Origin of the sequence: Pseudomonas benzenivorans, from assembly GCF_024397895.1 — a bacterium.
GTDB classification, from domain to species: domain Bacteria; phylum Pseudomonadota; class Gammaproteobacteria; order Pseudomonadales; family Pseudomonadaceae; genus Aquipseudomonas; species Aquipseudomonas benzenivorans_A.
The window spans coordinates 2,405,833-2,429,684 of the sequence record NZ_CP073346.1 but is presented as its reverse complement, the minus strand read 5'-3'; the positions used below and the strand labels follow the sequence as shown (position 1 = coordinate 2,429,684).

The 23,852-nt window shown below is 64.7% G+C and carries 21 protein-coding genes; 9 read left to right on the top strand and 12 right to left on the bottom strand.

Translation table 11 applies throughout. From position 1 onward, the window contains the following. Position 1 precedes the first annotated feature (1 nt). From KDW96_RS11390 to KDW96_RS11355, 8 genes are all read right to left on the bottom strand, one after another. Positions 2–541, bottom strand: coding sequence for a PAAR domain-containing protein (locus tag KDW96_RS11390; RefSeq protein ID WP_255836371.1), 540 nt, complete (start codon positions 539–541; stop codon positions 2–4). Between the two features lie 11 nt (positions 542–552). After that, a complete protein-coding gene (gene tssE, locus KDW96_RS11385; protein ID WP_255836370.1) occupies positions 553–957 on the bottom strand; it encodes a type VI secretion system baseplate subunit TssE in 405 nt (134 codons plus the stop codon). Between the two features lie 6 nt (positions 958–963). Beyond that, the gene (tssC, locus tag KDW96_RS11380) at positions 964–2,439 is read right to left on the bottom strand and encodes a type VI secretion system contractile sheath large subunit (RefSeq protein ID WP_255836369.1); all 1,476 of its coding nucleotides are present in this window, start codon (positions 2,437–2,439) and stop codon (positions 964–966) included. Between the two features lie 25 nt (positions 2,440–2,464). Further along, positions 2,465–2,971, bottom strand: a complete 507-nt coding sequence (tssB, locus tag KDW96_RS11375; protein WP_255836368.1) for a type VI secretion system contractile sheath small subunit — start codon at positions 2,969–2,971, stop codon at positions 2,465–2,467. A 33-nt stretch (positions 2,972–3,004) separates the two neighbouring features. Next, positions 3,005–4,567 carry a type VI secretion system protein TssA gene (tssA, locus tag KDW96_RS11370; RefSeq protein ID WP_255836367.1) on the bottom strand — a complete coding sequence of 521 codons (1,563 nt, stop codon included), beginning with the start codon at positions 4,565–4,567 and terminating at the stop codon, positions 3,005–3,007. 473 nt (positions 4,568–5,040) lie between these two features. Continuing rightward, on the bottom strand, positions 5,041–5,946 hold the full coding sequence (locus tag KDW96_RS11365; RefSeq protein ID WP_255836366.1) for a D-hexose-6-phosphate mutarotase: 906 nt from the start codon (positions 5,944–5,946) through the stop codon (positions 5,041–5,043). Between the two features lie 119 nt (positions 5,947–6,065). Further along, a complete protein-coding gene (locus tag KDW96_RS11360) occupies positions 6,066–7,442 on the bottom strand; it encodes a TRAP transporter large permease (RefSeq protein ID WP_255836365.1) in 1,377 nt (458 codons plus the stop codon). Then, positions 7,435–7,980 carry a TRAP transporter small permease subunit gene (locus tag KDW96_RS11355; protein ID WP_255836364.1) on the bottom strand — a complete coding sequence of 182 codons (546 nt, stop codon included), beginning with the start codon at positions 7,978–7,980 and terminating at the stop codon, positions 7,435–7,437. The genes KDW96_RS11360 and KDW96_RS11355 overlap by 8 nt, the downstream gene beginning before the upstream one ends. Positions 7,981–8,175: 195 nt before the next feature. Between KDW96_RS11355 and KDW96_RS11350 the strand changes: the two genes are divergently transcribed. Further along, entirely contained in the window at positions 8,176–9,276 is a 1,101-nt protein-coding gene (locus tag KDW96_RS11350) for a TRAP transporter substrate-binding protein (protein WP_255836363.1), read from the top strand. 85 nt (positions 9,277–9,361) lie between these two features. Here KDW96_RS11350 and KDW96_RS11345 read toward each other — a convergent pair whose 3' ends face one another. After that, on the bottom strand, positions 9,362–9,763 hold the full coding sequence (locus KDW96_RS11345; protein WP_255836362.1) for an acyl-CoA thioesterase: 402 nt from the start codon (positions 9,761–9,763) through the stop codon (positions 9,362–9,364). 255 nt (positions 9,764–10,018) lie between these two features. On the opposite strand from KDW96_RS11345, the gene KDW96_RS11340 reads away from it, so the two are divergent. The 7 genes from KDW96_RS11340 (at position 10,019) to KDW96_RS11310 (ending at position 18,930) form a co-directional block, all read left to right on the top strand. After that, the gene (locus tag KDW96_RS11340) at positions 10,019–10,987 is read left to right on the top strand and encodes a PstS family phosphate ABC transporter substrate-binding protein (RefSeq protein WP_255836361.1); all 969 of its coding nucleotides are present in this window, start codon (positions 10,019–10,021) and stop codon (positions 10,985–10,987) included. Positions 10,988–11,168: 181 nt separating this feature from the next. Beyond that, positions 11,169–13,454: an ABC transporter permease subunit gene (locus KDW96_RS11335; protein WP_255836360.1), complete on the top strand. Its 2,286-nt coding sequence runs from the start codon at positions 11,169–11,171 to the stop codon at positions 13,452–13,454. Positions 13,455–13,535: 81 nt separating this feature from the next. Continuing rightward, positions 13,536–15,152: a phosphate ABC transporter permease PstA gene (gene pstA, locus KDW96_RS11330; protein WP_370295449.1), complete on the top strand. Its 1,617-nt coding sequence runs from the start codon at positions 13,536–13,538 to the stop codon at positions 15,150–15,152. 70 nt (positions 15,153–15,222) lie between these two features. Continuing rightward, positions 15,223–16,056 carry a phosphate ABC transporter ATP-binding protein PstB gene (gene pstB / locus KDW96_RS11325; protein ID WP_255836358.1) on the top strand — a complete coding sequence of 278 codons (834 nt, stop codon included), beginning with the start codon at positions 15,223–15,225 and terminating at the stop codon, positions 16,054–16,056. 91 nt (positions 16,057–16,147) lie between these two features. Further along, complete coding sequence (gene phoU, locus KDW96_RS11320; RefSeq protein WP_255836357.1) at positions 16,148–16,879, top strand: phosphate signaling complex protein PhoU; 732 nt, start codon at positions 16,148–16,150, stop codon at positions 16,877–16,879. Between the two features lie 107 nt (positions 16,880–16,986). Further along, positions 16,987–17,886, top strand: a complete 900-nt coding sequence (locus tag KDW96_RS11315; protein WP_255836356.1) for a response regulator — start codon at positions 16,987–16,989, stop codon at positions 17,884–17,886. A 147-nt stretch (positions 17,887–18,033) separates the two neighbouring features. Continuing rightward, on the top strand, positions 18,034–18,930 hold the full coding sequence (locus tag KDW96_RS11310) for a peptidoglycan DD-metalloendopeptidase family protein (protein WP_255836355.1): 897 nt from the start codon (positions 18,034–18,036) through the stop codon (positions 18,928–18,930). A 72-nt stretch (positions 18,931–19,002) separates the two neighbouring features. Here KDW96_RS11310 and KDW96_RS11305 read toward each other — a convergent pair whose 3' ends face one another. From KDW96_RS11305 to ehuR, 3 genes are all read right to left on the bottom strand, one after another. Next, positions 19,003–20,280 (bottom strand): TRAP transporter large permease, encoded by a 1,278-nt coding sequence (locus KDW96_RS11305; protein ID WP_255840514.1) that lies wholly within the window; start codon positions 20,278–20,280, stop codon positions 19,003–19,005. 18 nt (positions 20,281–20,298) lie between these two features. After that, positions 20,299–20,835: a TRAP transporter small permease gene (locus KDW96_RS11300; RefSeq protein WP_255836354.1), complete on the bottom strand. Its 537-nt coding sequence runs from the start codon at positions 20,833–20,835 to the stop codon at positions 20,299–20,301. Positions 20,836–20,982: 147 nt separating this feature from the next. After that, positions 20,983–22,383: a MocR-like ectoine utilization transcription factor EhuR gene (ehuR, locus tag KDW96_RS11295; RefSeq protein WP_255836353.1), complete on the bottom strand. Its 1,401-nt coding sequence runs from the start codon at positions 22,381–22,383 to the stop codon at positions 20,983–20,985. A gap of 271 nt (positions 22,384–22,654) precedes the next feature. Between ehuR and doeA the strand changes: the two genes are divergently transcribed. Beyond that, a complete protein-coding gene (gene doeA, locus KDW96_RS11290; RefSeq protein ID WP_255836352.1) occupies positions 22,655–23,842 on the top strand; it encodes an ectoine hydrolase DoeA in 1,188 nt (395 codons plus the stop codon). Positions 23,843–23,852: the final 10 nt, after the last annotated feature.

The window sequence follows — 23,852 nt, the reverse complement described above, 5'->3', positions numbered from 1 at the left end:
TTTATATCTCATCCTGTTTATGCAGAGCTTCATCGCCCCAGAATACTGATATATCACCCGCTTGTTTCGTAGACATCCTCTGGGTATTGCCTTGCAAATCAGTTCGCCCAAAGTAGCTGGTGCCATCTGATGTAATGGCGAAATATGGATAGTCAACGATTGGGGTTCCAGTTACCGAATCGACTAGCTGGATTTTTTCATCGAAAACGTCCTGAACAATGTGGCTCGCCAGTGGGGTTATGCCACTAAACGCCGCCCCACCGCCGCTAGTGCCAATCAGCACAGTCCCCGAGCCCGCCGTCACCACATTGCCATGGCTGCCCACAGTGCCAACGACGGTCGCCGGCTTGCCGTTGATCAGCACGTTCGGGATCACCGCGCTGGCCAGGGCGCCGCCGCAGGCGGAGGGGTCGCCCATGCGGGCGGCGGGCAGGCCGTCGAACAGCACGTCGGGCGAGCCGGCGGCGATCGGGTTGCTGCCGTGGCCGGGGATCGGGCAGGCGGTGGGATCGTTCAAGCGGGCGGCGGGCTTACCGGACATTCGGGCTCTCCTTACTGGACCTTGACCTGTCCGCTGCCATCCAGGCTCGCGGAAAAGCTGACGTAGCGCTTGATGCCCTCGACCTGCAGCAGGCCTTCGATGGCGAAGGACAGGCTCAGCGGGTCGTGGCTGCGCGGCAGGGAGATCACCCGCACCTGGCGCAAACGCGGTTCGTACGCCTCGATAAAGCGTTCGATGGCGATACGCGCCTGCTGCAGCGAGTCGTGCAGCGACAGGCGCATATCGTTCAAATCGGGCAACCCGTAGTCGGGCAGCGTCTGCACGCTGCCCGCCCGGGTGCTGAGCATCTTGGCCAGGTGGGCAGCCACCGATGCCATGGCGGCGACCTCGCGGCTCCAGCCGGCGCGTTGGCCGGCCTCGCCGCCGAGGCGTTCGAACAGGCTGCCGTAGGCCATGGCTGCTTATTCCTTGTCCAGCTTGCCGACCAGCGACAGGGTGAAGTCAGCCCCCATGTACTTGAAGTGCGGGCGCACGTTGAGGCTGACGCGGTACCAGCCCGGCTCGCCTTCGACGTCGCTGACGATCACCTGGGCGGCGCGCAGCGGGCGGCGGCTACGCACTTCGGAGCTGGGGTTCTCCTGGTCGGCGACGAACTGGCGGATCCACTTGTTGAGCTCCAGTTCGAGGTCGGTGCGCTCCTTCCAGGCGCCGATCTGCTCGCGCTGCAGCACCTTGAGGTAGTGGGCCAGGCGATTGACGATGAACAGGTAGGGCAGCTGGGTGCCGAGCTTGTAGTTCAGCTCGGCGGTCTTGCCCTCGGCGCTGATGCCGAAGAACTTCGGCTTCTGCGCCGAGTTGGCGGAGAAGAACGCGGCGTTGTCGCTGCCCTTGCGCATGGTCAGGGCGATAAAGCCTTCCTCGGCCAGTTCGTATTCGCGGCGGTCGGAGACCAGCACCTCGGTGGGGATCTTGGTCTCGATCTCGCCCATGCTCTCGAAGTGGTGCAGCGGCAGGTCCTCCACCGCGCCGCCGCTCTGCGGGCCGATGATGTTCGGGCACCAGCGGAACTTGGCGAAGCTGTCGGTCAGGCGACTGGCGAAGGTGTAGGCGGTGTTGCCCCACAGGTAGTGTTCGTGGCTGCCGGCAACGTTCTCCTTGTAGACGAAGGTCTTCACCGGGTTGTCTTCCGGGTCGTAGGGGTTGCGCAGCAGGAAGCGCGGCACGGTCAGGCCGACGTAGCGGGCGTCTTCCTGTTCGCGGAAGCTCTGCCACTTGGCGAACTGCGGGCCCTCGAAGTGATCTTTCAGATCCTTCAGGTCCGGCAGGCCGGTGAAGCTTTCCAGGCCGAAGAACTTCGGCCCGGCGGCGGCGATGAACGGCGCGTGGGACATGGTGGCGACGCTGGCGACGTACTGCAGGGTCTTGATGTCCGGCGCACTGGGGTCGAAGAAGTAGTTGGCGATCAGGGCGCCGACCGGCTGGCCGCCGAACTGGCCGTATTCGGCGGTGTAGATGTGCTTGTACAGGCCGGACTGGACGATCTCCGGGCTGTCCTCGAAGTCATCGAGCAGGTCCTGCTTGGAGGCGTTGATGATCTCCAGCTTGATGTTCTCGCGGAAGTTGGTGCGGTCCACCAGCAGCTTGAGGCCGCGCCAGGAGGATTCCAGGGCCTGGAACTCGGCGTTGTGCAGGATCTCGTCCATCTGCCGGCTGAGCTTGGCGTCGATCTCCGCGATCATGCGGTCGACCATGGCCTTCTTCACCGGCTCGTGCTCGTTGTGTGGCTTCAGCAATTCTTCGATGAAGGCCGATACGCCGCGCTTGGCGATGTCGTAGGCCTCGTCGTCCGGGGTCAGCTTGGTCTCGGCGATGATGCGGTCGAGAATGCCGAGTTCGGCGGCGCTGTGGCCGCTCTCGAGTGCTGTGCTAGTGCTCATTGATCAGCGTCCTTGTCAGTTGAAGTCAGGAGTCCAGGGTGGCTTGGGCGGCCAGGCCGAGTTCGCCGAGCACGCGGTCGCGCGAGTCGTCGTCGGCGAGCACGCTCTCGATCGCCTTGCGGAAGGCCGGGGCGTTGCCCAGCGGGCCTTTCAGGGCGACCAAGGCGTCGCGCAGCTCCATCAGCTTCTTCAGCTCGGGCACCTGTTCGACCAGGTTGGCCGGGTTGAAGTCCTTCATCGAGTTGATCTTGAGCTGCACGGCCAGCTCGTCGTCGCTCTGCTCGTCCTGCAGGCGATTGGGCACGCCGAAGGTCAGGTTCAGCTCCTGCTTGGCCAGCACCTCGTCGAAGCTGTTCTTGTCGATGCTGATCGGCTTGCGGTCTTCGATCTTGCGCTCGTCGGCGCGCTGGGTGAAATCGCCCAGCACCATCAGCTTCAGTGGCAGTTCGATCTCTTCCTGGGCGCCGCCGGTGGCGGGTTTGAAGGTGACGTTGATGCGTTCCTTGGGGGCTACCGAGCCTTCTTTGGCCATGGTCATTCTCCGTTGCGGTTATGGCCCGAGGGCCTAGTCCAGTACCACTTCGAGGTCGAGGTGGCACAACCTGCGGTAGATCTCGTCCTTGTGCTCGCGCACGGCATGGTTCTGCGGCAGCAGTTCGCAGCAGCTGTGCAGCAGGCGCAGCACGTCGAGGCTGAGATCGGGCTCCCAGTCGCTGAGGCCGGCGGCCTGCAGCAGCTGGTCGAGCGAGTCGAGTTGGGTCTTGGCCAGTTCGTATTTCTTCGCGGCGAAGCACAGGCGGGCCAGGTTCAGCTGCCAGTAGAAGCGTTCGCGGCCGCCTCTGGCCTGGGCCAGGCCCTGCTTGAGCTGTTGCACCGAGGCCTTGAGGCCGTCCTTGCGCAAGCGCGGCAGGGTCTCCTGCAGGGCCAGGTCCCAGGCCGGCTGGTCGCCGCCTTCCGTGCTCGCTGGCGCGCTGTCGGCGGCGGGTGCGTGCAGGTGCGGCAGCACGTGGGCGCTGATCCAGGCGCGGGTCTGGGCGTCGGCGAAGGCGCTGCCGTCGTGGAAGCGCAGCGCCTCCAGGCCGTTCATGCGCTGCAGGAACAGCGCTAGCTGGATTTCCACCTCGCGCATCGCCTGCTCGGCGTCCAGGCCCTGCAGGCACTGCCAGACCAGGTGCTGGCCATCGAGCCAGAAGGGCGCGCGGGCGATGCTGGCTTCCAGGTCGACCAGCAGGTCGGCGTACTGGCCCTGCTGGTAGCGTTCCTGGTAGCTGGCCAGCTTGTCCGCCGGCAGGCCGCGCAGGGCGGTGACCTGCTCGGCGTTGCGCTCCGGCAGGCTGTCGATCGGCAGCCACAGCAGGGTACGGGCCAGGCGCAGGGCGCGCAGGTCGCTGGCCTTCTGCTTGAGCCAGTAGGCGCACAGCGGCCGGGCCTGGTCCTGCAGGCTGCGCAGGTTCTTGTGGGCGTCCTTCTCGTTGTCCACCGGTGCGCCAGGGGTGAGGAGCTGGCTGGCGACCTGCTTGACCTGGGCCAGCGCCGCGCCGACGCTGCCCGGTTCCGGCTGACCCTGGCTGGCGCGCTCGACCAGTTCGTCCAGGCGTCGGCACAGCGGCAGCAGCAGCGGCGCCTCTTCGCCGAGCTGCGTGGACAGACAGGCTTCGAGGGCGCGCAGCTGCTCGGCGAGGCTGCGGAACAGCGCCAGCTGCTCGCCGACCGGCACATGGTCGGCCAGGGCCTGCTCCAGGCGTGGCAGCAGCCAGCCGATGGCGGCGCCGCGGGTACGCGGCTTGCGCGGGTGCAGCTCGGCCCAATGGTTGAGGCAAAGGTAATGCAGCAGGCCCAGGCCGGCCTGCAGTCCGGCGAAGGATTCGCGCTGATACAGGCCCCAGATCAGCCAGGCGGCTACGCGCAAGTCCTTGGACTGGGCGCCGAGCAGCGCTTCGCTGCCTTCGCGGATTTTCTGCCAGTCGATGGCGCCGGCTTCGTGCAGCGCGCTGGCCTTGCCCAGTTCGTTTTCCAGCATTTCGTATTCGCTGGAATAACGCACATCGCTGCCGGCGAAATCTCCTTGATTAATAGGAAGTTTTGCCAGCGCCAAATAGTGGGCGGTGAGCTTGTTTGAATAGGTCATTCCATGACTCGGTGCTGTAGCCTGGCAACCCAAGTTGCGGCGGTTTCTATATAGAAGCCGCCGCTTAATTACCTGGATTGTGCAACTTTCTGCGCACATCAATGTGCAACAAGTTGCGCAAAGTCCTTATGGGGTGGGCATCCTAGTCCGATGGCTGGGGATCGGCAACCGGCAAAAGTGTGAAGTGTGTATCAGCGATAAATATCCGCTGATTCAGTAATGAGGCTGGGAGTTCCCGAAACTTTCGCGAACTAATAGGCAAATATTAAAGGCTGTTACGGGTGTCAGCGATTGCGCGCGGAGCTTGTAGGTAATTACTTACTGGCAAATTAGTGGCGCATCACAAAAATTCGCCGAAGTCGGCGCGCACCTGTGAGCGGTGTCAGGGTCTGTTTGGTGGGGTTGTGCTTGGGCCTGCACCTGCAGGCAGGCGGTGACGGGTGAGGGCTGGGAAACCTTCACCCGCCGTGGCGTCAGTCCGTCAGCGGCTCGCTCCACATACTGACGCTGAGGCGATGTTCTGCCCCGGGCGCCAGCACCAGGATGTCTTCCATGACATTGGCGTGTTCGATGCACAGCATGCCTTGCCAAGCGTCGCTGGCGAACTGGGAGAGGCGCCGTGCCTTGTCGGTCCAGGGGTTCCACAGCACCGCCGAGCGCGAGCCGCTGCTGCGCAGCTGGATGCGCCGTTGCCAGACGGGGTCGAGGATGCTCATGCGCGCCGGGGTGTCGAGGTAGATGCGATCGGTTTCGCCGGCAAAGCGCAGCGGGTCGAGCTGCTGGCGCTCGGTCCAGTCATCCAGGGTGTCGATGTAGCGGCAGCCTTGCAGGCCCTCGACCTGGGCCTGGCGAATGTCGCCGACGGCGAAGTAGCTGTGCAGGGCCTGGCTCAGGGCCAGCGGTGCATCGCCGAGGTTGCGGCTCACCAGCTCGAGGTGCAGGTGCTGATCGAGGCGGATGCGCAGCTTCAGCTCGGCGGCCTGGGGCCAGTTCGGCAGCGGCTGTTCGGCGCTGTTGTAGGCGAAGTCCAGGTTGACCCCGTCGTCGCGCTTGTCGATGCCCAGCAGGTTCCACTCCAGATCGCGCACCAGGCCGTGGGACGGCACCAGGTTGCCGCCCTCGTGCATGCCCTGCACGGCTTGCGGGTTGCGCCGCAGGTCGCCGAACCAGGGCCAGCACACCGGCACGCCGCCGCGTACGCTGCGCCCGCTTTCGTAGGCTGCCTGCTCGCTCAGCCAGATCAGCGGTCGCTCGCCGTCGCGCTGGTAGCTCAGCAGCTGGGCGCCCTGCTGGGCGACCAGCAGTTCGGCGTCGGCGTGACGGATGCGCCAGCAGGTCAAGGCGCCCAGTTCGATCCGTTCAACATTGGAAGTGGCCATCGGTATGCCCTGTCGCCAGTAGAGATAAGCCTATTGGAACGCAGCTTGGCCGGCAGTCCAAGAGGCAGAAAGCAAAACGCCCGTCGTGTTGACGGGCGTTTCGTGGCGCTACGGCAGCGTTAGTTGCCGTATACCTGCTCCGGCAGCCAGGTGATCAGCCCCGGGAATTGGTAGGCGATGATCAGCAGTATCAGCTGGATCAGGATGAACGGCAGCACACCCTTGTAGATGGTGCTGGTCGCCACCGACGAGGGGGTAACCCCGCGTAGGTAGAACAGGGCGAAGCCGAACGGCGGGGTGAGGAAGGATGTCTGCAGGTTCAGGGCAATCATCACCCCGAGCCAGACCGGGTCCAGGCCCATGGCCAGCAGCACCGGGCCGACGATCGGCACCACCACGAAGGTGATCTCGATGAAGTCGAGGATGAAGCCGAGCAGGAAGATTACCAGCATCACCAGGAAGAAGGCGCCGAGCACGCCGCCGGGGAGCTGGGCGAACACGTCCTCGATCAGCTCTTCACCGCCGAAACCACGGAACACCAGGGAGAACAGCGAGGCGCCGATCAGGATCATGAACACCATGGCGCTGATTTCGGTGGTGCCATAGGCCACTTCGCGCAGTTGGCCGAAGTTGAGCTTGCGCTTGCCGAAGGCCAGGATCATAGCGCCCAGGGCGCCCAGGGCCGCCGCTTCGGTCGGCGTGGCGTAACCGGCGAGGATCGAGCCGAGCACCGCCGCGATCAGGGCCAGTGGTGGCAGCAGGGCGCTGATCAGCTTGCCCCATTCGATCGGACCCAGTTCTTCCTTCGGCAGCGCCGGCAGCTTCTTCGGCTGCAGGATCGCGACGCCGACGATGTAGAGGATGTACAGGCCGACCAGCAGCATGCCGGGGATGAAGGCGCCGACGAACAAGTCGCCGACCGAGACGGTCTTCGGCGAGAAGATGCCCATCTTCAACTGGGCCTGCTGGTAGGCGCTGGACATCACGTCGCCCAGCAATACCAGGACGATCGATGGCGGAATGATCTGCCCCAGGGTGCCGGTGGCGGCCAGGGTGCCGGTGGAGATGGCCGGGTCGTAGCCGCGGCGCAGCATGGTCGGCAGCGCCATCAGGCCCATGGTCACCACCGTGGCGCCGACGATGCCGGTGCTGGCGGCGAGCAGCGCACCGACCACGCAGACGGAAATCGCCAGACCGCCGCGCAGGGTGCCGAACAGGCGCGACATGGACTCCAGCAGGTCTTCGGCGACCCGGGACTTCTCCAGCATCACCCCCATGAACACGAACAGCGGCACGGCCAGCATGGTCTGGTTGTTCATGATGCCGAACAGGCGGTTGGGCAGGGCGCTCAGGTAGCCGGCGTCGAAGGTGCCGGTCAGTGCGCCGATGCCGGCGAAAATCAACGATACACCGCCGAGGGTGAAGGCCACGGGGAAGCCGGCCATCAGGGCCAAGCAGATACTGACGAACAGCAGAATCGCCATCAACTCAGCCATTTTTTACCTCCGAATCGGGCAAGCGGCCGGCGACCAGGTAGGCCGCCTTGATCAGGTCGGCAATGCCCTGCAGGGCGAGGCTGAAGACCAGTACCAGGATGATGCTCTTTTGCACATAGACGTATTTCAGCCCGCCCGACTCACTGGAGGCCTCCAGGGTCGACCAGGAGTTGGCGACGTAATCCCAGCTGGACCAGCCGAGGTACAGGCACAGCGGCAGCAGCAGCAGCAGGTTGCCGAAGACTTCGACCAGGGCTTGCCGGCGTCCGCTGAACTTCTGGTAGAAGATGTCCACGCGCACATGCGCGCCGCGGATCAGGGTCCAGGCGGCGGCGCCCATGAACACCAGGGCGTGGGCATAGAGCACGGCTTCCTGCAGGGCGGTGGCGCCGATGCCAAAACCGTAGCGCAGCACCACGACAATGGCGGTGCCGATCACCAGGAACAGGGTCAACCAGGCGCATCCTTGGCCAAAACGAGTGTTCAGCGCATCGATCAAGCGAGCAATGCGCAACGGAATGGGTGGCGTGTCGGACATGTGGAGTCCTTGTCATTAAGGGTGGGGGGTGCAGGCAGCCGGCAATTCTAGGCGGGCCCGGGCGAAGGCAGCAATGGCCCTACAACTTTAGTCTTATCTACTAGGCTTGAGGGTCAGTAAGCCCTATGTTATCCAGGCACGGTCTAATTTCAGCGATCCTGTGGTCAGACCAATAATACAAACAAGGAGCATTGCATGAAACGTCGTCAGATTCTCGCAGCCGCGGGCGTAGGCCTGGCCGCCACCGCACTGGCTGGCTGCAACAAGGAGGCCGAAACCGCTGCCAAGCCTCAAGAGGGCGCGAGCGGGGAGACCTTTAACTGGAAAATGGTCACCTCCTGGCCGAAGAATTTCCCGGGTGTGGGCGTCGGCGCCGAGCGCTTCGCCACCCTGGTCGAGGAAATGAGCAAGGGTCGCCTGAAGGTCAAGATCTACGCGGCTGGCGAGCTGGTCCCGGCGCTGGAAGTGTTCGACGCGGTTTCCCGCGGCACCGCGGAAATGGGCCACGGCGCGCCCTACTACTGGAAGGGCAAGGTTCCGGCCGCGCAGTTCTTCTGCGCCCTGCCGTTCGGCCCGAATGCCCAGGAAATGAACGCCTGGCTGCACAAGGGCGGCGGTATCGAGCTGTGGGAAGAGGTCTACAAGCCGTTCGGCGTGCTGCCGATGGCCTGTGGCGCAACCGGCGTACAGACCGCTGGTTGGTTCAACAAGGAAATCAATTCGGTCGAGGACTTCAAGGGCCTGAAGATGCGCACCCCGGGTCTGGGCGGCGAAGTGCTGACCAAGATGGGCGGTACCGTGGTCAACATGCCGGCCGGTGAGATCTTCACCGCCCTGCAGACCGGCGCGATCGACGCCACCGAGTGGATCGGCCCGTACAACGACCAGGCCCTGGGCCTGCACAAGGCCGCCAAGTACTACTACACCCCGGGCTGGCAGGAGCCGAATGTCACCTTCGAGCTGGACATCAACATCAAGGCTTGGGAAACCCTGCCGGCCGACCTGCAGGCCATCGTCCGCGCCGCCGCCCGCGACGTGAACGCCGACATGCTCGACGCCTACAACGCACGCAACATGGAGGCCATGGAGCAGCTCAAGGCCGAGGGCGTCGACGTCCGCAGCCTGCCGGACGAGGTGCTGGCCAAGCTCAAGGAAGTGGCGGCCGAAGTGGTCGAAGCCAGCGCCGCGGCCGACCCGGCCGCTGCCAAGGTGTGGGCGCAGCAGAAGGCCTACCTGCAGCGTCTGGCCGAGTACGCCGAGTTCAACGAGAAGCTCATCTACAACATCCGCGGCTGATCTTCCCGCAGATAAAAACGCCGGCTCTCGAGCCGGCGTTTTTGTTTGACTCCGCCATCGTATGCGGGGCTGCGGTCGGCGGCGCCTAGCGGCGCGGCGGTACCGGACGGGTGCGGCCGCTGCCGTCGATGGCGACGAACACGAACACCGCCTCGGTGACCTTGCGCCACTCGCTGGACAGCGGGTCGTCGCTCCACACTTCGACCAGCATCTGGATCGAGCTGCGGCCGACTTCCAGGGTCTGGGTGTAGAAGGACAACTGGGCGCCGACGGCCACGGGCACCAGGAACGCCATGCGGTCGATCGCCACCGTGGCTACGCGACCACCGGCAACCCTGCTGGCCATGGCGGTGCCGGCCAGGTCCATCTGCGAAACCAGCCAGCCGCCGAAAATATCGCCGAATCCATTGGTCTCGCGCGGCAGTGCGGTGATCTGCAGGGCCAGGTCGCCTTGTGGAATCGGGTCATCCTGTTCGAATTCGTTCATCTCGGTAATGGCTCGCGGCGCGGTTGTTGTTGTGGGCGCGGAGCCCGCAAGAGTGCGGGTGCAGCGAGTATACCGACTGCACGGTCGACGGGCGACCATGGTGCTTGGCCGCAGTGCGTTCGTCCGCATTTTCTGGAGTTGCGCGCAAAATTGGCTACGGTCATCTAACTGTCACATTGGTTTCATAGATTGGTCACACGGCCTGCAGATACTTGGCCTCGACCCACCCCCACCCTAATTTGTTAGGAGCAAGGCATGAAACTTACGCGTTTGATGGCGGCCATGACTTTTGTAGCCGCCAGTGCTGCCACCGCTACCGCGGTCGCTGCAGTCGATCCGGCTCTGCCGGCCTATGAGAAGACTTCGGGCGTTTCCGGCAACCTGTCGAGCGTAGGTTCCGACACCCTGGCCAACCTGATGACCCTGTGGGCCGAGGACTACAAAAAGCTCTACCCGAACGTGAACATCCAGATCCAGGCGGCCGGTTCGTCCACCGCGCCACCGGCCTTGACCGAGGGGACCTCCAACCTCGGCCCGATGAGCCGCAAGATGAAGGACGCCGAGATGCAGGCCTTCGAAGAGAAGTACGGCTACAAGCCGACCGCCATCCCGGTCGCGATCGATGCCCTGGCGGTGTTCGTGCACAAGGATAACCCGATCAAGAGCCTGGACATGGCTCAGGTCGACGCCATCTTCTCCAATACCCGCCTGTGCGGCGGTGCGAAGAACATCACCACCTGGGGTGACCTGGGTCTGACCGGTGACTGGGCAAACAAGCCGATGCAGCTGTTCGGCCGCAACTCGGTGTCCGGCACCTACGGCTACTTCAAGGAAGAAGCCCTGTGCAAGGGCGACTTCAAGCCTAACGTCAACGAGCAGCCGGGTTCGGCCTCGGTGGTGCAGTCGATCTCCAGTACCGTGAATGCCATCGGTTACTCGGGCATCGGTTACAAGACCGCCAGCGTCCGCGCCGTTCCGCTGTCGAAGAAAGGCGGTGAGGCCTTCGAAGCGAGCGAAGAAAACGCCCTGGCCGGCAAGTTTCCGCTGTCGCGTTTCCTCTACGTCTACGTCAACAAGGCACCCAACAAGGCCCTGAGCCCGCTGGACGCCGAGTTCATCAAGCTGGTGCTGTCCAAGCAGGGCCAGGAAGTCGTGGTCAAGGACGGCTACATTCCGGTGCCGGCCAAGGTGGCCGAGAAGACCTTGAAGGAACTGGGTCTGTAACTAGACTCAAAAGCCTGCCGCAGCCGGATGCTGCGGCAAGCGGCAAAAGCGCCCGCACCTCCCTAAGGAGTTGCGGGCTTTGTCGCGTCACTGCGCTGTAATCTTTCTGTCATACAAGACGGTTAGACTTTGCCGCCGCTTATCCAGCGGCGCGTGTGCGCAACCGCCCAGAGATCCTTGTATGACCGACTTGGCCCCCGACACCATGATCGCACCTGAGAAAACCAGTCAACGGCTGGACTTCAACACCCCCGCGATGCAGCGCAAGCGCCGCATCCGTGCCCTCAAGGACCGCCTGGCGCACTGGTACGTGTCGATCGGCGGCCTCGTCGTGCTGGGGGCGATCACCCTGATCTTCTTCTACCTGGCCCACGTGGTGCTGCCGATGTTCTCGGGCGCCGAGCTGGAAACGCGCCCGGCGCAACAGCCTGCCTGGCTGGCCGAGCAGGGCGAAGCCCTGCTGCTGGCGGTGGAAGAGCAGAACAAGGTGGCCATGCGCCTGAGTCGCACCGGTCAGGTGCAATTCTTCGAGGCCAAGGATGGCGCGGCGCTGAGTCGCATCGACTTGCCGCTGCCTGACGGCGCCAGCATCGTCTCGTTCGGCGAGGATCAGCCGGGCAGCCGCCGGGTTGTCCTGGGCCTGTCCAACGGTCAGGTGCTGGTGTTCAAGCAGAACTATCGGGTGACCTACCCCGATGACGTCAAGACCATCACCCCGACCCTGGAGTACCCCTTCGGCGAGGCACCGATCACCCTCGATCCCCAGGGGCGCGCCCTGGAGCACGTGACGATGAGCCAGAGCGACGGCACCCTGATGCTCAGCGCCTCCACCGGCGCGGAGCTGCACGTGTTGTCAATGAGTCGGGAAGAGAATGACTTCACCGGCGAGGTGACCCAGGAAGAGCGGCGCATCGAGCTGCCGCAGATCGCCGAACCGATCGGCGCCCTGCTGATCGACCCGCGCCAGCAGTGGCTCTACGTGTTCAACGGTCGGGCCACGGCCGATGTCTTCGATCTGCGCAGCGAGCGCCTGAATGGTCGCTACAAGCTGCTCGAGGGCGATGCCCGGGTCACCGCCATGAGTCCGCTGCTCGGCGGCATTTCCCTGCTGGTTGGCGACAGCAAGGGTGGGATCGCCCAGTGGTTCATGGTGCGTGACGAAGAGGGTGAATCCACCCTGACCCGTATTCGCGATTTCAAGCTGGGTGACAGCGCCATTACCCAGTTCCTGCCGGAGGAGCGTCGCAAGGGCTTCCTGGCCCTGGATGCCTCTGGCCAGCTGGGCATCTTCCACAGTACCGCGCACCGCACCCTGCTGGTCGAGCAGGTCGCCGAGGGCGCCGCCGTCGCGACCCTGTCGCCGCGCGCCAGTCGCGTGCTGGTGGAGTCCAACGGGCAGATCCAGCCTTTTGTGGTCGACAACCCGCACCCTGAAGTGTCCTGGAGTTCGTTGTGGGGCAAGGTCTGGTACGAGAGCTACGACGAGCCCAAGTACGTCTGGCAGTCGACCTCGGCCAACAGCGACTTCGAGCCCAAGCTGAGCCTCTCGCCCCTGACCTTCGGTACCTTGAAGGCGGCCTTCTACGCCATGCTGCTGGCCGCGCCGCTGGCCATCTGCGCGGCGATCTACACCGCCTACTTCATGGCCCCGGCCCTGCGCGGCAAGGTCAAGCCGGTGATCGAGCTGATGGAAGCGCTGCCGACGGTGATCCTCGGCTTCTTCGCCGGCCTGTTCCTCGCCCCCTATGTGGAAGGGCATCTGCCCGGCATCTTCAGCCTGCTGTTGCTCACCCCGCTCGGTATCCTGCTGGCCGCCTACGGCTGGAGCCGCCTGCCGGAGCGCATCCGTCTGCTGGTGCCGGATGGCTGGGAAGCGGCCCTGCTGATTCCGGTAATCCTGCTGGTGGGGACCTTCTCCCTGAGCATGAGCGGGTACCTGGAGAACTGGTTCTTCGATGGCGACATGCGCCTGTGGCTGACCAATGACCTGGGCATTCCCTTCGATCAGCGCAACGCCCTGGTGGTGGGCCTGGCCATGGGCTTCGCGGTGATCCCGAACATCTACTCGATCGCCGAGGACGCCGTGTTCAGTGTGCCCAAGAGCCTGACCTTCGGCTCCCTGGCCCTGGGCGCGACGCCCTGGCAGACCCTGACCCGAGTGGTGATCCTCACCGCCAGCCCGGGCATCTTCTCGGCGCTGATGATCGGCATGGGCCGCGCCGTCGGCGAGACCATGATCGTGCTGATGGCCACCGGCAACACGCCGATCATGGAGATGAACATCTTCGAGGGTCTGCGCACCCTGGCCGCCAACGTGGCGGTGGAGATGCCGGAGTCGGAAGTTGGCAGTACCCACTACCGCGTGCTGTTCCTCGCCGCGCTGGTGCTGCTGTCCTTCACCTTCGTGATGAACACGCTGGCGGAAGTGATTCGTACCCGCCTGCGCAAGAAATACGCCTCGCTCTAAGACTCGGAAAGGTAGACGTCCGTGAACGTGAAAAAGCAAAACCTCAAGTCCTGGTTCAAGAGCGGCACGCCTTGGGTCTGGATGACCGGCGGTGGCGTTGCCATCGCGGTGATCATGACCCTCGGCCTGCTGGCGGTGATTGCCACCCGTGGTCTGGCGCACTTCTGGCCGGCCGATGTGATCGAGTCCACCTATCAGGTGCCGGGCGAAAGTCCGCGCTTGCTGGCCGGCGAGCTGGTGCAGTCCGAGGAGGTGCCTCGCGCCCGCCTGAAGGCGGCCGGGCTGCCTGTGGAAACCGAGGGCGGCGAGTTCATGACGCGCCAGCTGCTCAAGGTGGGCAACCGCGAAGTGTTCGGCGCCGATTTCAACTGGGTGGTCGCCGAGTGGCTGCGCGAATCCCATACGCCGGCCCAGCTGCTGGTGATGGAGCGCCGCGAGTGGGGCAACTTCTATGGCTATCTGGTCAACGTCAAGCAGAGCGGCCAGCTGGTCGCCGAGGGCGACGCCGCCTGGAACGAGCTGCAGCAGCGCCTCGCCCGCATCGACGAGCTGCATGAGCAGGTCACCCGGCTGGAGAAGAAGGACATCGGGCGGATCAACCACGGCCTGGAGTCGCTGCGCCTCAAAAGCCGCAGGCTGGAGCTCGAAGGTCGGCTGGATGCGGCCGCCCAGGCCGACCTGGACGCCGAGCGCGCACAGTGGGACGCCGAGTACAAGGTGTTGGAAGCGCAGCTGATCGAACTCAATCAGCAGTTCAATCGCGACAGTATCACGGTCAAGACCGCCGATGGCCGCGAGCAGGAGATCAGCCTGGGCAAGGTGGTTAGGGCCTACCAGCCGAATGCCATGGGTGTCCTCGACAAGCTCGGTTTCTATTTCGCCAAGGTCTGGGAGTTCGTCAGCGATGACCCGCGCGAGGCGAACACCGAGGGTGGCATCTTCCCGGCCATCTTCGGCACGGTGATGATGACCCTGATCATGGCGGTGATCGTCACCCCGGTTGGCGTGCTGGCGGCCATCTATCTGCGCGAGTATGCCAAGCAGGGCACGCTTACGCGGATCATCCGCATCGCGGTGAACAACCTGGCCGGCGTGCCGTCGATCGTCTATGGCGTGTTCGGTTTGGGCTTCTTCGTCTATGTGCTGGGCGGCTCGATCGACAGTCTTTTCTTCCCCGAGTCGGCGCCGGCGCCGACCTTCGGCACGCCGGGCCTGATGTGGGCCTCGCTGACCCTGGCGATCCTCGCCGTGCCTGTGGTCATCGTCGCCACCGAGGAAGGCTTGGCGCGCGTGCCACGTGCCCTGCGCGAGGGCTCCCTGGCGCTCGGCGCGACCAAGGCCGAGACGCTGTGGAAGGTGGTGCTGCCGATGGCCAGTCCGGCGATGATGACCGGTCTGATTCTCGCCGTGGCCCGCGCTGCCGGCGAGGTGGCGCCGCTGATGCTGGTGGGTGTGGTCAAGCTGGCCCCGGCGCTGCCGGTGGACGGCAACTACCCCTACCTCCATCTGGACCAGAAGATCATGCACCTGGGCTTCCACATCTACGACGTCGGCTTCCAGAGCCCCAACGTCGAGGCCGCGCGGCCGCTGGTGTATGCCACCGCGCTGCTGCTGGTGCTGGTGATCGCCCTGCTCAACTTGAGTGCGGTGTATATCCGCAACCAGCTGCGCGAGAAGTACAAGGCGCTGGATCACTAAGACCCTTATTCTGCCGCTGCCCGTCATGGCGCGGGCGCGGCCAACGATTTGATAGCGTAGGGAGCATCCCATGCAGCATCAACCACAGACCCACGGCATCGACATGTCTGCGCTGGGCCGCGACAAGCAGAGCCTCGACATGAGCAAGGAAACCGTGGCCATCGAAGTACCTGGCCTCAACCTGTTCTATGGCGACAAGCAGGCCTTGTTCGACGTCAAACTGAACATCCCGCGCGAGCGCGTGACCGCCTTCATCGGCCCGTCCGGCTGCGGCAAGTCGACCCTGCTGCGCACCTTCAATCGCATGAACGACCTGGTCGATGGCTGTCGCGTGGAAGGCGAGATCAACCTCGACGGGCACAACATCTACCGCAAGGGCGAAGACGTGGCCGAACTGCGCCGTCGCGTCGGCATGGTGTTCCAGAAGCCCAACCCGTTCCCCAAGAGCATCTACGAGAACGTGGTCTACGGCCTGCGCATCCAGGGCGTGAACCAGAAGCGCGTGCTCGACGAGACCGTGGAGTGGGCGCTGAAGAGCGCGGCGCTGTGGGACGAGGTCAAGGACCGTCTGCACGATTCGGCCCTGGGCCTGTCCGGCGGTCAGCAGCAGCGTCTGGTGATCGCCCGTACCGTGGCGGTGCAGCCGGAAGTGCTGCTGCTCGACGAGCCGTGCTCGGCGCTCGACCCGATCTCCACCCTGAAGGTGGAAGAGCTGATCTACGAACTGAAATCCAAGTACACCATCGTCATCGTTACCCACAACATGCAGCAGGCGGCGCGGGTGTCGGACTACACGGCGTTCATGTACATGGGCAAGCTGATCGAGTACGGCGACACCGACACCCTGTTCACCAACCCGGAGAAGAAGCAGACCGAGGACTACATCACCGGCCGCTATGGCTAATGGTCATGGCGGAGTGCTCGGGCCGGCGTCGGCTGCCTCCGCCAGCAGCGTTGCTAGGGTAAACGTGTTCGGTTAATTCAAGGGTTCGCACATGATCAACAAAGACAGCCTCACCCACCACATCTCCCAGCAGTTCAACGCCGAGCTCGAGGAGGTGCGCAGTCACTTCCTGGCCATGGGCGGCCTGGTCGAGAAACAGGTCAACGACGCAGTTACCGCGCTGATCGAAGCCGACTCCGGTCTGGCCGAGCAGGTGCGTGAGGTCGACGAGCAGATCAACCTGATGGAGCGCAACATCGACGAGGAATGCGTGCGCATCCTCGCCCGCCGGCAGCCGGCGGCCTCGGACCTGCGCCTGATCATCAGCATCTCCAAGTCGGTGATTGACTTGGAGCGCATCGGCGACGAGTCGACCAAGATCGCCAAGCGCGCCATCCTCCTGTGCGAGGAAGGCGAGTCGCCGCGCGGCTACGTGGAGATCCGCCATATCGGCGACCAGGTGCGCAAGATGGTGCAGCAGGCGCTGGACGCCTTCGCCCGTTTCGATGCCGACCTGGCCCTGTCGGTGGCGCAGTTCGACAAGACCGTCGACCGTGAGTACAAGACCGCCCTGCGCGAGCTGGTCACCTACATGATGGAAGACCCGCGTTCGATCTCCCGGGTACTCAACGTGATCTGGGCGCTGCGCTCGCTGGAGCGCATCGGCGACCACGCGCGCAACATCGCCGAACTGGTGATCTATCTGGTGCGCGGCACCGACGTGAAGCACATCGGCCTGGCCCGCATGAAGGAAGAAGTGCAGGGCGGCGGCAAGAAGGCCTGAGGTCGGATGGTGCCGAGAGCGGACCTGCGTCGCCCTTCGCCGCTTTAGGGTTGGTCAGGGGCCAGCCGCCGCGACTATGCTAGGGACCATTCGAGGGGGAGTGGCCGATGAGTAGAGTCAACGTGCTGGTGGTGGACGACGCGACCTTCATCCGCGATTTGGTGAAGAAGGGGCTGCGCGACCACTTTCCGGGCGTGCAGATCCACGAAGCCATCAACGGGCGCAAGGCCCAGCAGCTGCTTGGCCGGGTCGCCATCGACCTGATCCTCTGCGACTGGGAGATGCCCGAGATGTCGGGCCTCGAACTGCTCAGCTGGTGTCGCGAGGAGGAGGTCCTGAAGGGCATCCCCTTCATCATGGTGACCAGCCGCGGTGACAAGGAAAACGTGGTGCAGGCGATCCAGGCCGGGGTCTCGGACTTCATCGGCAAACCCTTCTCCAACGAGCAGCTGGTCACCAAGGTGAGGAAGGCCCTGAGCCGCACCGGCAAGCTGCAGGCGCTCCAGTCTCAGGGGCCCAAGGCCCTGGCCACCGGCTTTGCCAATGACTCCCTGGCCGCCCTGACCGGCGGCAAGGCGGAAGTGATCAAGAGCGACGACGGTGATCCGGCGAAGCCCGCTGCCGGCGTGCAGCCGTTGGCGCCGAAACCGGCGGCGCGGGCAATCACCGCCGGGCGTGGTCAGGGGCAACTGCGCCTGCCGGGCGGCACCACGGCCTGCGTGATCAAGGCGCTGAGTCTCAAGGAGGCGCTGCTGGTGGTCAAACGCGGCGAATCGCTGCCCCAGGTGCTGGAAAGCGCGGTACTGGATCTGGAGCAGGGCGAGGGCGGTGAAGTGGCCCGGCTCAACGGCTACCTGCATGCCGTCGCCGCCTTCGAACCGAAGCCCGACAGCGAGTGGCTGCAGCTGACCCTGCGTTTCGTCGACCGCGACCCGCAGAAGCTCGACTATTTGTCGCGGTTGATCGCCCGCGGCACCGCGCAGAAGCATTTCAGCCCCGGCGCCTGAGTTGCCGGCCGCGCTGTACCGCTGGTCGCGCCGCGGTCCGGCGACGCGAGCTGGCTCACAACCCCGGGTGCGGCGCCTCGCGCCACGCTCGGGGGGCTGCTAGTCTTCGGGGACCGGATATCAAAAAGCCATAAGATCCGAGTCGATATGCTAGGGCGTCTGATACTACTCTGCAGTCTATTGTCCGCAGCCGGCCAGGTTGCGGCCTTGACCATCTACAAGTACACCGATGCCAACGGTGTGGTGACCTATTCCGACCAGGCCGCACCGGGCGCCCAGGTGTTCGTGTTCCGCGATCGCATGGTCGAGCGCCTGGACAACCAGGTGAAGCTGGAAACCCGCAAGCACGCCGCCGGTGAGACGTTGCAGGTGCGCAACGACCTGTACGCGCCGGTGCAGATCGAACTGAAGCTGGTGGATGTCGACAATGCCGTCGGCGCCCCGGATCAGCCGATCACCTGGGTTTTGCCGCCGCGCAGCAAGATTCGCCTGGCCACCCTGGCCCCGCGCGATGCCGAACAGCCGCTGCGCTACACGCCGAAGCTGCGCTACGCCCTCGGCGACCCGCGACTGGTGCCGACCGAGCAGCGTTATCCACTGCCCTGGCGCGGCGGGCCGTTCCGCCTGAGTCAGGGCGCCAATGGCAAGTACAGCCACTTCACGCCCAAGGGCCGCTATGCCCTGGACATCGCCATGCCCGAGGGCACGCCCATAGTGGCGGCGCGCAGCGGCGTGGTGGTGAAGACCGAGAACCAGCAGAGCGGACGGGGCAACAACCCCTCCGGCAACTACGTGCGCATCCTCCACGACGACGGCACCATGGGCGTCTACCTGCACCTGATGAAGGGTTCGGTAAGGGTCCAGGAAGGCCTCCGGGTGAAGGCCGGCCAGCAGATCGCGCGCTCCGGCAACACCGGCAACAGCACCGGCCCGCATCTGCACTTCGTGGTGCAGCGCAACGTCGGCCTGGCCCTGGAATCAATCCCCTTCAGCTTCACCCAGCCGGTCGACAGCCTGCCCAACTTCGCCGTCGGTGGCGAATGAAAAAATCCCGCTGCCAGCTCGATCGACGTCGAGCTGGCAGCGGGATTTTTTGTTGGCCGGCAAGCCGCTGCGCTAGCGGAACGCCAGGTCGCGCAGGAACAGGGTGATCGGCGGGAACATGATCAGCAGCACCGACATCAGCAGCAGGATGAGGAAGAACGGCAGGCTGCCGCGCACCACGTCGACGTAGGGGCGACGGAACACGGCGATGGCGGTGAAGATGTCGCAGCCGAATGGCGGCGTCGCCGAGCCGATGGCCGCCTGCAGGGTGATAATGGTGCCGACCAGCACCGGATCGAGCCCGGACAGGCGCACCGCCGGGGCGAAGATCGGCACCAGGATCAGCATCACCACGATCGGGTCGACGAACATGCAGCCGATGAAGAAGGCGATCGAGATGATGATCAGCAACTCGGTCGGCGAGGCGCTCATGATGCCGATGCCGCTGAGGATCTGCTGCGGGATCTGGGCAAACGAGATCACCCAGGAGAAGGCCGAGCCGGCCGCCACCAGGATGAACACCACGGCGGTGATCAGCCCGGTGGACAGGGCGATCGACGACAGCTCGCTGAACTTGACCCGACGGTAGATCAGCATTTCCAGGACCAGGGCATAGAGCACCGACACCGCGGCCGCCTCGGTGGGGCTGAACACTCCGGTGTAGATGCCGCCGATGGTCATCACCGGCAGCAGCAGCGGCAGGATGGCGCGGCGGCAGGTGACCAGGCGTTCCATCCAGCTGAATTTCTCCGCCTTGGGAATGCCGGTGATCCGCGCATAGACGTAGCAGTAGCCGGCCAGCAGGGTCATCAGCAGCAGGCCCGGACCGATGCCGGCGATGAACAGCTCCGCCACCGAGGTGCCGGACACCACGCCGTAGATGATCATGCCGATGCTCGGTGGAATCAGCAGGGCGATGTCCGAGGCGTTGATGATCAGCGACATGGCGAAGCTGTCCTTGTAGCCCTGTTGCAGCATCTTCGGCCGCATGATGCTGCCGACTCCCACCACGGTGGCCTGGGTCGAGCCGGACAGGGCGCCGAACAGCGCGCAGCTCAGGGCCGTGGTCACCGCCATGCCGCCGCGCACGTGGCCGACGAAGGCCATGGCCACGTCCAGCAGGCGATTGGCGGTGGCGCCGCGGGTGATGATGTCGGCGGCGAGGATGAACATCGGCACCGCCACCAGGGCGGCGGGGCGGATGCCGGCGATCATCTGCTGAACGATGAACTCCGGGCCCATGGTGAAGAAGAACATGAAGCCGGCGGCGGCAGCGGCCAGCAGCGTGGTCATCATCGGGAAGCCTGCCAGCAGCAGGACCAGCATGATGAGCAGCAGGGCGGTGGTCATATCCATGGCGGCAAGGACTCAGGGTTGCGGCGGAAGAGGGGCGTCGACGTGGCGGGGCGGCGCCTCGCGGCGGCCGAGTAGGACCAGCAGCTGGGTGAAGGCGTGGCGCAGGAACTGCAGGCCGGTCATGCCCAGACCCAGGGGAATCACCAGGTAGACGTAGTGCAGCGGCATCTGCAGCGCCGAGGAGGAGCGGCCGACGCGGGCGGCCGACTCCACGTAGCCGATCGCCGCCCAGGTCAGCCAGAGCATCAGCGCGGCGGTGAGCAGGTTGATCAGCAGCAGGCTGGCGGCCGCGGGCTTGCCGGTCAGGTGCTCGATGAAGGCGCTCATGCTGATGTGGCGGTTCTGCCGGGCGGCGTAGCTGCAACCGACGAAGGTGACGAAGATGATGAGGAACTGGTTGAGCTCCTCGGAGAAGTAGATGCTCTGGTTGAACAGGTAACGGCCGAACACATTGCCGACCGAGTTCACGGCCATCAGCAGGATGGCGCTGGCGAGGATGAAGGCCTCGAGCTTTTCCAGCAGCCAATCCAACTTGTGCAACCAAGACATAGCCACCTCCGGTCCGTCGTCTAATCGGCGGACGCTGTTCTTGTTGTGGAAGCCAGACCTTATCCCTGGCAAAAAACCATGTCAATTAAATATTTGGATCAGTACATTTGTTCCATGTTGGGGCGTGTGTAATGATTTTTCCCTGTTTTAGAACACGAAATGCATGGGCGGCGGGGTTTCGCCGAACAGCCCATTGAGCGTAGCCAGCCCGGCCTGCAGGCGCGAGCGACTCTGTTCGGCGCCCAGGCTGATGCGCACGTGCTGGTTGCTGCGGTCGGGGGTGGCCAGGAAGGGCTCGGCGGGGAAGATCATCACCCCTTCCTGGCGCGCGCGGCGGGCGAACTTCTCCGGCTGCCAGTGCGCCGGCAACTCGGCCCAGATGTGCATGCCATTGGGATGGGCCCTGAAGCGGCAGGCGTCGAGCAACTGGCGGGCGAGCTGCTGGCGCGCCGCGAACTCCTGCTGCTGGAAGGCGACCATGCGCTCCAGGGTACCGTCCTGCATCCACCAGCTGGCGATCTCGAACGGCATCAGGGTGGCCATCCAGGTGGTGCTGCGCAGGCGGCCGATGGCTTGCTGCACCAGGTGTGGCGGGGTGATCAGGTAGCCGGCGCGCATGCCCGGCAGGGTGACCTTGGTCAGGCTGGTGGCGTAGAAGCTGCGCTCCGGGATCAGCGCCGACAGCGGCGGGTGGCGGTCCGGCTGCAGGGCGCCGTAGACGTCGTCCTCCACCACCGTCAGGTCGTAGCGCCGCGCCAGCTCGGCGATCGCCTGGCGGCGCTCCAGGCCCATGGTGTCGCTGGTCGGGTTGTTCATGGTCGGGGTGCAGAACAGCACCCGCGCGCCGCCCTGCTTGCAGGCCGCCTCCAGTGCGTCGGGCAGCAGGCCCTGATCGTCGGTGGCCAGCCCCTTGAGGTTGAAATGCAGGGTCTGCGCCAGGGCCAGCAGCAGCATGCAGGTCTCCCGCTCGCACAGCACCGTGTCGCCGGGCTTGAGCACGGTGGCCATGGCGATGGTCAGGGCATGGGCGGCGCCGTTGCAGAACAGCATGTGGTCGGGGTTGGCCGGCATCTTCTGCTGCGCCAGCCAGGTGCAGACCACTTCGCGGTGCTGGGTCAGGCCCTGGGTCGGGTGGAAGGAGGTGATGAAGTCGTCGCGGCCCTCCCGTGCCAGGCGCTCCAGACCCTCGCGGTAGAGCTTGACGTGGCGTTGGGTGCAGACCGGATGGGCGGTGGACAGGTCGATGCCGCGGTGGGGGTCTTCATGCTCGTCGGTGGACAGGTAGTCCGACTCGTGGCTGACGTGGCGGCTGCGCACGAAGGTGCCGCTGCCGACCTGGGCGTAGATGGCGCCCTGTTTCTCGGCGTGGGCGTAGGCGTTGCTCACCGTCTGCACGCTGACGCCCAAGGTCTCGGCCAGCTCGCGGTGGGTCGGCAGCTTGCTGCCGGGCAGCAGCGCACCGCTGTTGATCGCCTCGGTCAGGGCATTGCCGATGGCCAGGTACTTGGGTTGGCCGGAGCGGATAAAGGGCTTCAGGTCAATTGTCATAGAACAATAAATTCCTTGACGATGATTGTAATGATCATACTATGGGCCTCAATGCGTATTGACCTGTATTTGTCGCGGTCACTTTAGCAGGTTTCAGTACAATTTCTCCAGGCGGGCAGACGTCCGCGGTGCCGGGACGGCATGCAGCCTGGAGGGCGTATGAACAGGCTTGCGCCTGGCTCTTGCGCCGCAGCGATGTCGTCCGCCCGGGGGCTGCCCGGCGGGCTGATAGAGGCCTGAACGCCACGGCGTTCGTTATCGAGATGCTGTCATGAGTGAAATCGCGTTGAATTTCAGCCGTGAAGAGTACGCCCAGCGACTGGCCAAGGTGCGTGCCGCCATGGCCGAGCGGGGGATCGCCACGCTGATCGTCCACGACCCGTCGAACATGGCCTGGCTCACCGGCTATGACGGTTGGTCCTTCTATACACCGCAGTGCGTGGTGGTCGGCCAGAGCGGCAACCCGCTGTGGTACGGCCGCGGCATCGACGCCAACGGCGCGCGGCGCACCGTCTACCTGCCGGAGGAGGATATCGCCTCCTACAGCGACCGCTATGTGATGAACCCGCCGCACCATGCCCTCGACTACCTGTGCGAGCAGGTGCTGCCGGCCCGTGGCTGGACCGCCGGCGTCATCGGCGTGGAGATGGACAACTACTACTACAGCGCCACCTCGCACCAGGCGCTGCTGCGCGGCTTGCCCCAGGCCCAGCTGGTGGACGCTACCGGCCTGGTCAACTGGTGCCGGGCGATCAAGTCGGCGCAGGAAGTCGAGTACATGCGCGTCGCCGCCCGCATCGTCGAGAACATGCACCGGGCTATCGTCGAGATGATCGAGCCGGGCCTGCCGAAGAACGTGCTGGTCGGCGAGATCTACCGGGTGGCCTGCGTCGGCCACGACGGCAAGTTCGGCGACTACCCGGCCATCGTGCCCATGCTGCCCTCGGGCAAGGACGCCTCGGCGCCGCACCTGACCTGGGACGACCGCCCGTTCAAGAAGGGCGAAGGCACCTTCTTCGAGATCGCCGGCTGCCACAAGCGCTACCACTGCCCGCTGTCGCGCACCGTCTACCTGGGCGAGCCCTCGGCGGCGTTCCGCAAGGCCGAGGAGGCGATCAACGCCGGCCTCGAGGCCGGTCTGGCGATGGCCAAGCCGGGCAACACCTGCGGCGACATCGCCCGCGAACTGAACAGCACCCTGCGCCGCTATGGCTATGACCGCGGCGACAACCGCTGCGGCTACCCCATCGGTCTGAGCTATCCGCCGGATTGGGGCGAGCGCACCATGAGCTTGCGCGAGAGCGACACCACGGTGTTGCAGCCGGGCATGACCTTCCACTTCATGCCGGGCCTGTGGCTGGACGACTGGGGGCTGGAGACCACCGAAAGCATCCTGATCACCGACAGCGGTGTGGAAACCCTTTGCGACTACCCGCGTGAACTGTTCGTGAAGGCCTGAGATGAGCGCA

Excerpts from the sequence above, each read along its gene's own strand:
- KDW96_RS11355 (WP_255836364.1), bottom strand. The coding sequence starts at position 7,980 with ATGTCCGACACGCCACCCATTCCGTTGCGCATTGCTCGCTTGATCGAT.
- KDW96_RS11335 (WP_255836360.1), top strand. The coding sequence starts at position 11,169 with ATGACCGACTTGGCCCCCGACACCATGATCGCACCTGAGAAAACCAGT.
- doeA (WP_255836352.1), top strand. The coding sequence starts at position 22,655 with ATGAGTGAAATCGCGTTGAATTTCAGCCGTGAAGAGTACGCCCAGCGA.
- KDW96_RS11360 (WP_255836365.1), bottom strand. The coding sequence starts at position 7,442 with ATGGCTGAGTTGATGGCGATTCTGCTGTTCGTCAGTATCTGCTTGGCC.
- KDW96_RS11390 (WP_255836371.1), bottom strand. The coding sequence starts at position 541 with ATGTCCGGTAAGCCCGCCGCCCGCTTGAACGATCCCACCGCCTGCCCG.
- KDW96_RS11350 (WP_255836363.1), top strand. The coding sequence starts at position 8,176 with ATGAAACGTCGTCAGATTCTCGCAGCCGCGGGCGTAGGCCTGGCCGCC.
- KDW96_RS11300 (WP_255836354.1), bottom strand. The coding sequence starts at position 20,835 with ATGTCTTGGTTGCACAAGTTGGATTGGCTGCTGGAAAAGCTCGAGGCC.
- KDW96_RS11305 (WP_255840514.1), bottom strand. The coding sequence starts at position 20,280 with ATGACCACCGCCCTGCTGCTCATCATGCTGGTCCTGCTGCTGGCAGGC.
- pstA (WP_370295449.1), top strand. The coding sequence starts at position 13,536 with ATGACCGGCGGTGGCGTTGCCATCGCGGTGATCATGACCCTCGGCCTG.
- pstB (WP_255836358.1), top strand. The coding sequence starts at position 15,223 with ATGCAGCATCAACCACAGACCCACGGCATCGACATGTCTGCGCTGGGC.
- ehuR (WP_255836353.1), bottom strand. The coding sequence starts at position 22,383 with ATGACAATTGACCTGAAGCCCTTTATCCGCTCCGGCCAACCCAAGTAC.
- KDW96_RS11365 (WP_255836366.1), bottom strand. The coding sequence starts at position 5,946 with ATGGCCACTTCCAATGTTGAACGGATCGAACTGGGCGCCTTGACCTGC.
- KDW96_RS11315 (WP_255836356.1), top strand. The coding sequence starts at position 16,987 with ATGAGTAGAGTCAACGTGCTGGTGGTGGACGACGCGACCTTCATCCGC.
- phoU (WP_255836357.1), top strand. The coding sequence starts at position 16,148 with ATGATCAACAAAGACAGCCTCACCCACCACATCTCCCAGCAGTTCAAC.
- tssA (WP_255836367.1), bottom strand. The coding sequence starts at position 4,567 with ATGACCTATTCAAACAAGCTCACCGCCCACTATTTGGCGCTGGCAAAA.
- KDW96_RS11340 (WP_255836361.1), top strand. The coding sequence starts at position 10,019 with ATGAAACTTACGCGTTTGATGGCGGCCATGACTTTTGTAGCCGCCAGT.
- tssB (WP_255836368.1), bottom strand. The coding sequence starts at position 2,971 with ATGGCCAAAGAAGGCTCGGTAGCCCCCAAGGAACGCATCAACGTCACC.
- KDW96_RS11310 (WP_255836355.1), top strand. The coding sequence starts at position 18,034 with ATGCTAGGGCGTCTGATACTACTCTGCAGTCTATTGTCCGCAGCCGGC.
- KDW96_RS11345 (WP_255836362.1), bottom strand. The coding sequence starts at position 9,763 with ATGAACGAATTCGAACAGGATGACCCGATTCCACAAGGCGACCTGGCC.
- tssE (WP_255836370.1), bottom strand. The coding sequence starts at position 957 with ATGGCCTACGGCAGCCTGTTCGAACGCCTCGGCGGCGAGGCCGGCCAA.
- tssC (WP_255836369.1), bottom strand. The coding sequence starts at position 2,439 with ATGAGCACTAGCACAGCACTCGAGAGCGGCCACAGCGCCGCCGAACTC.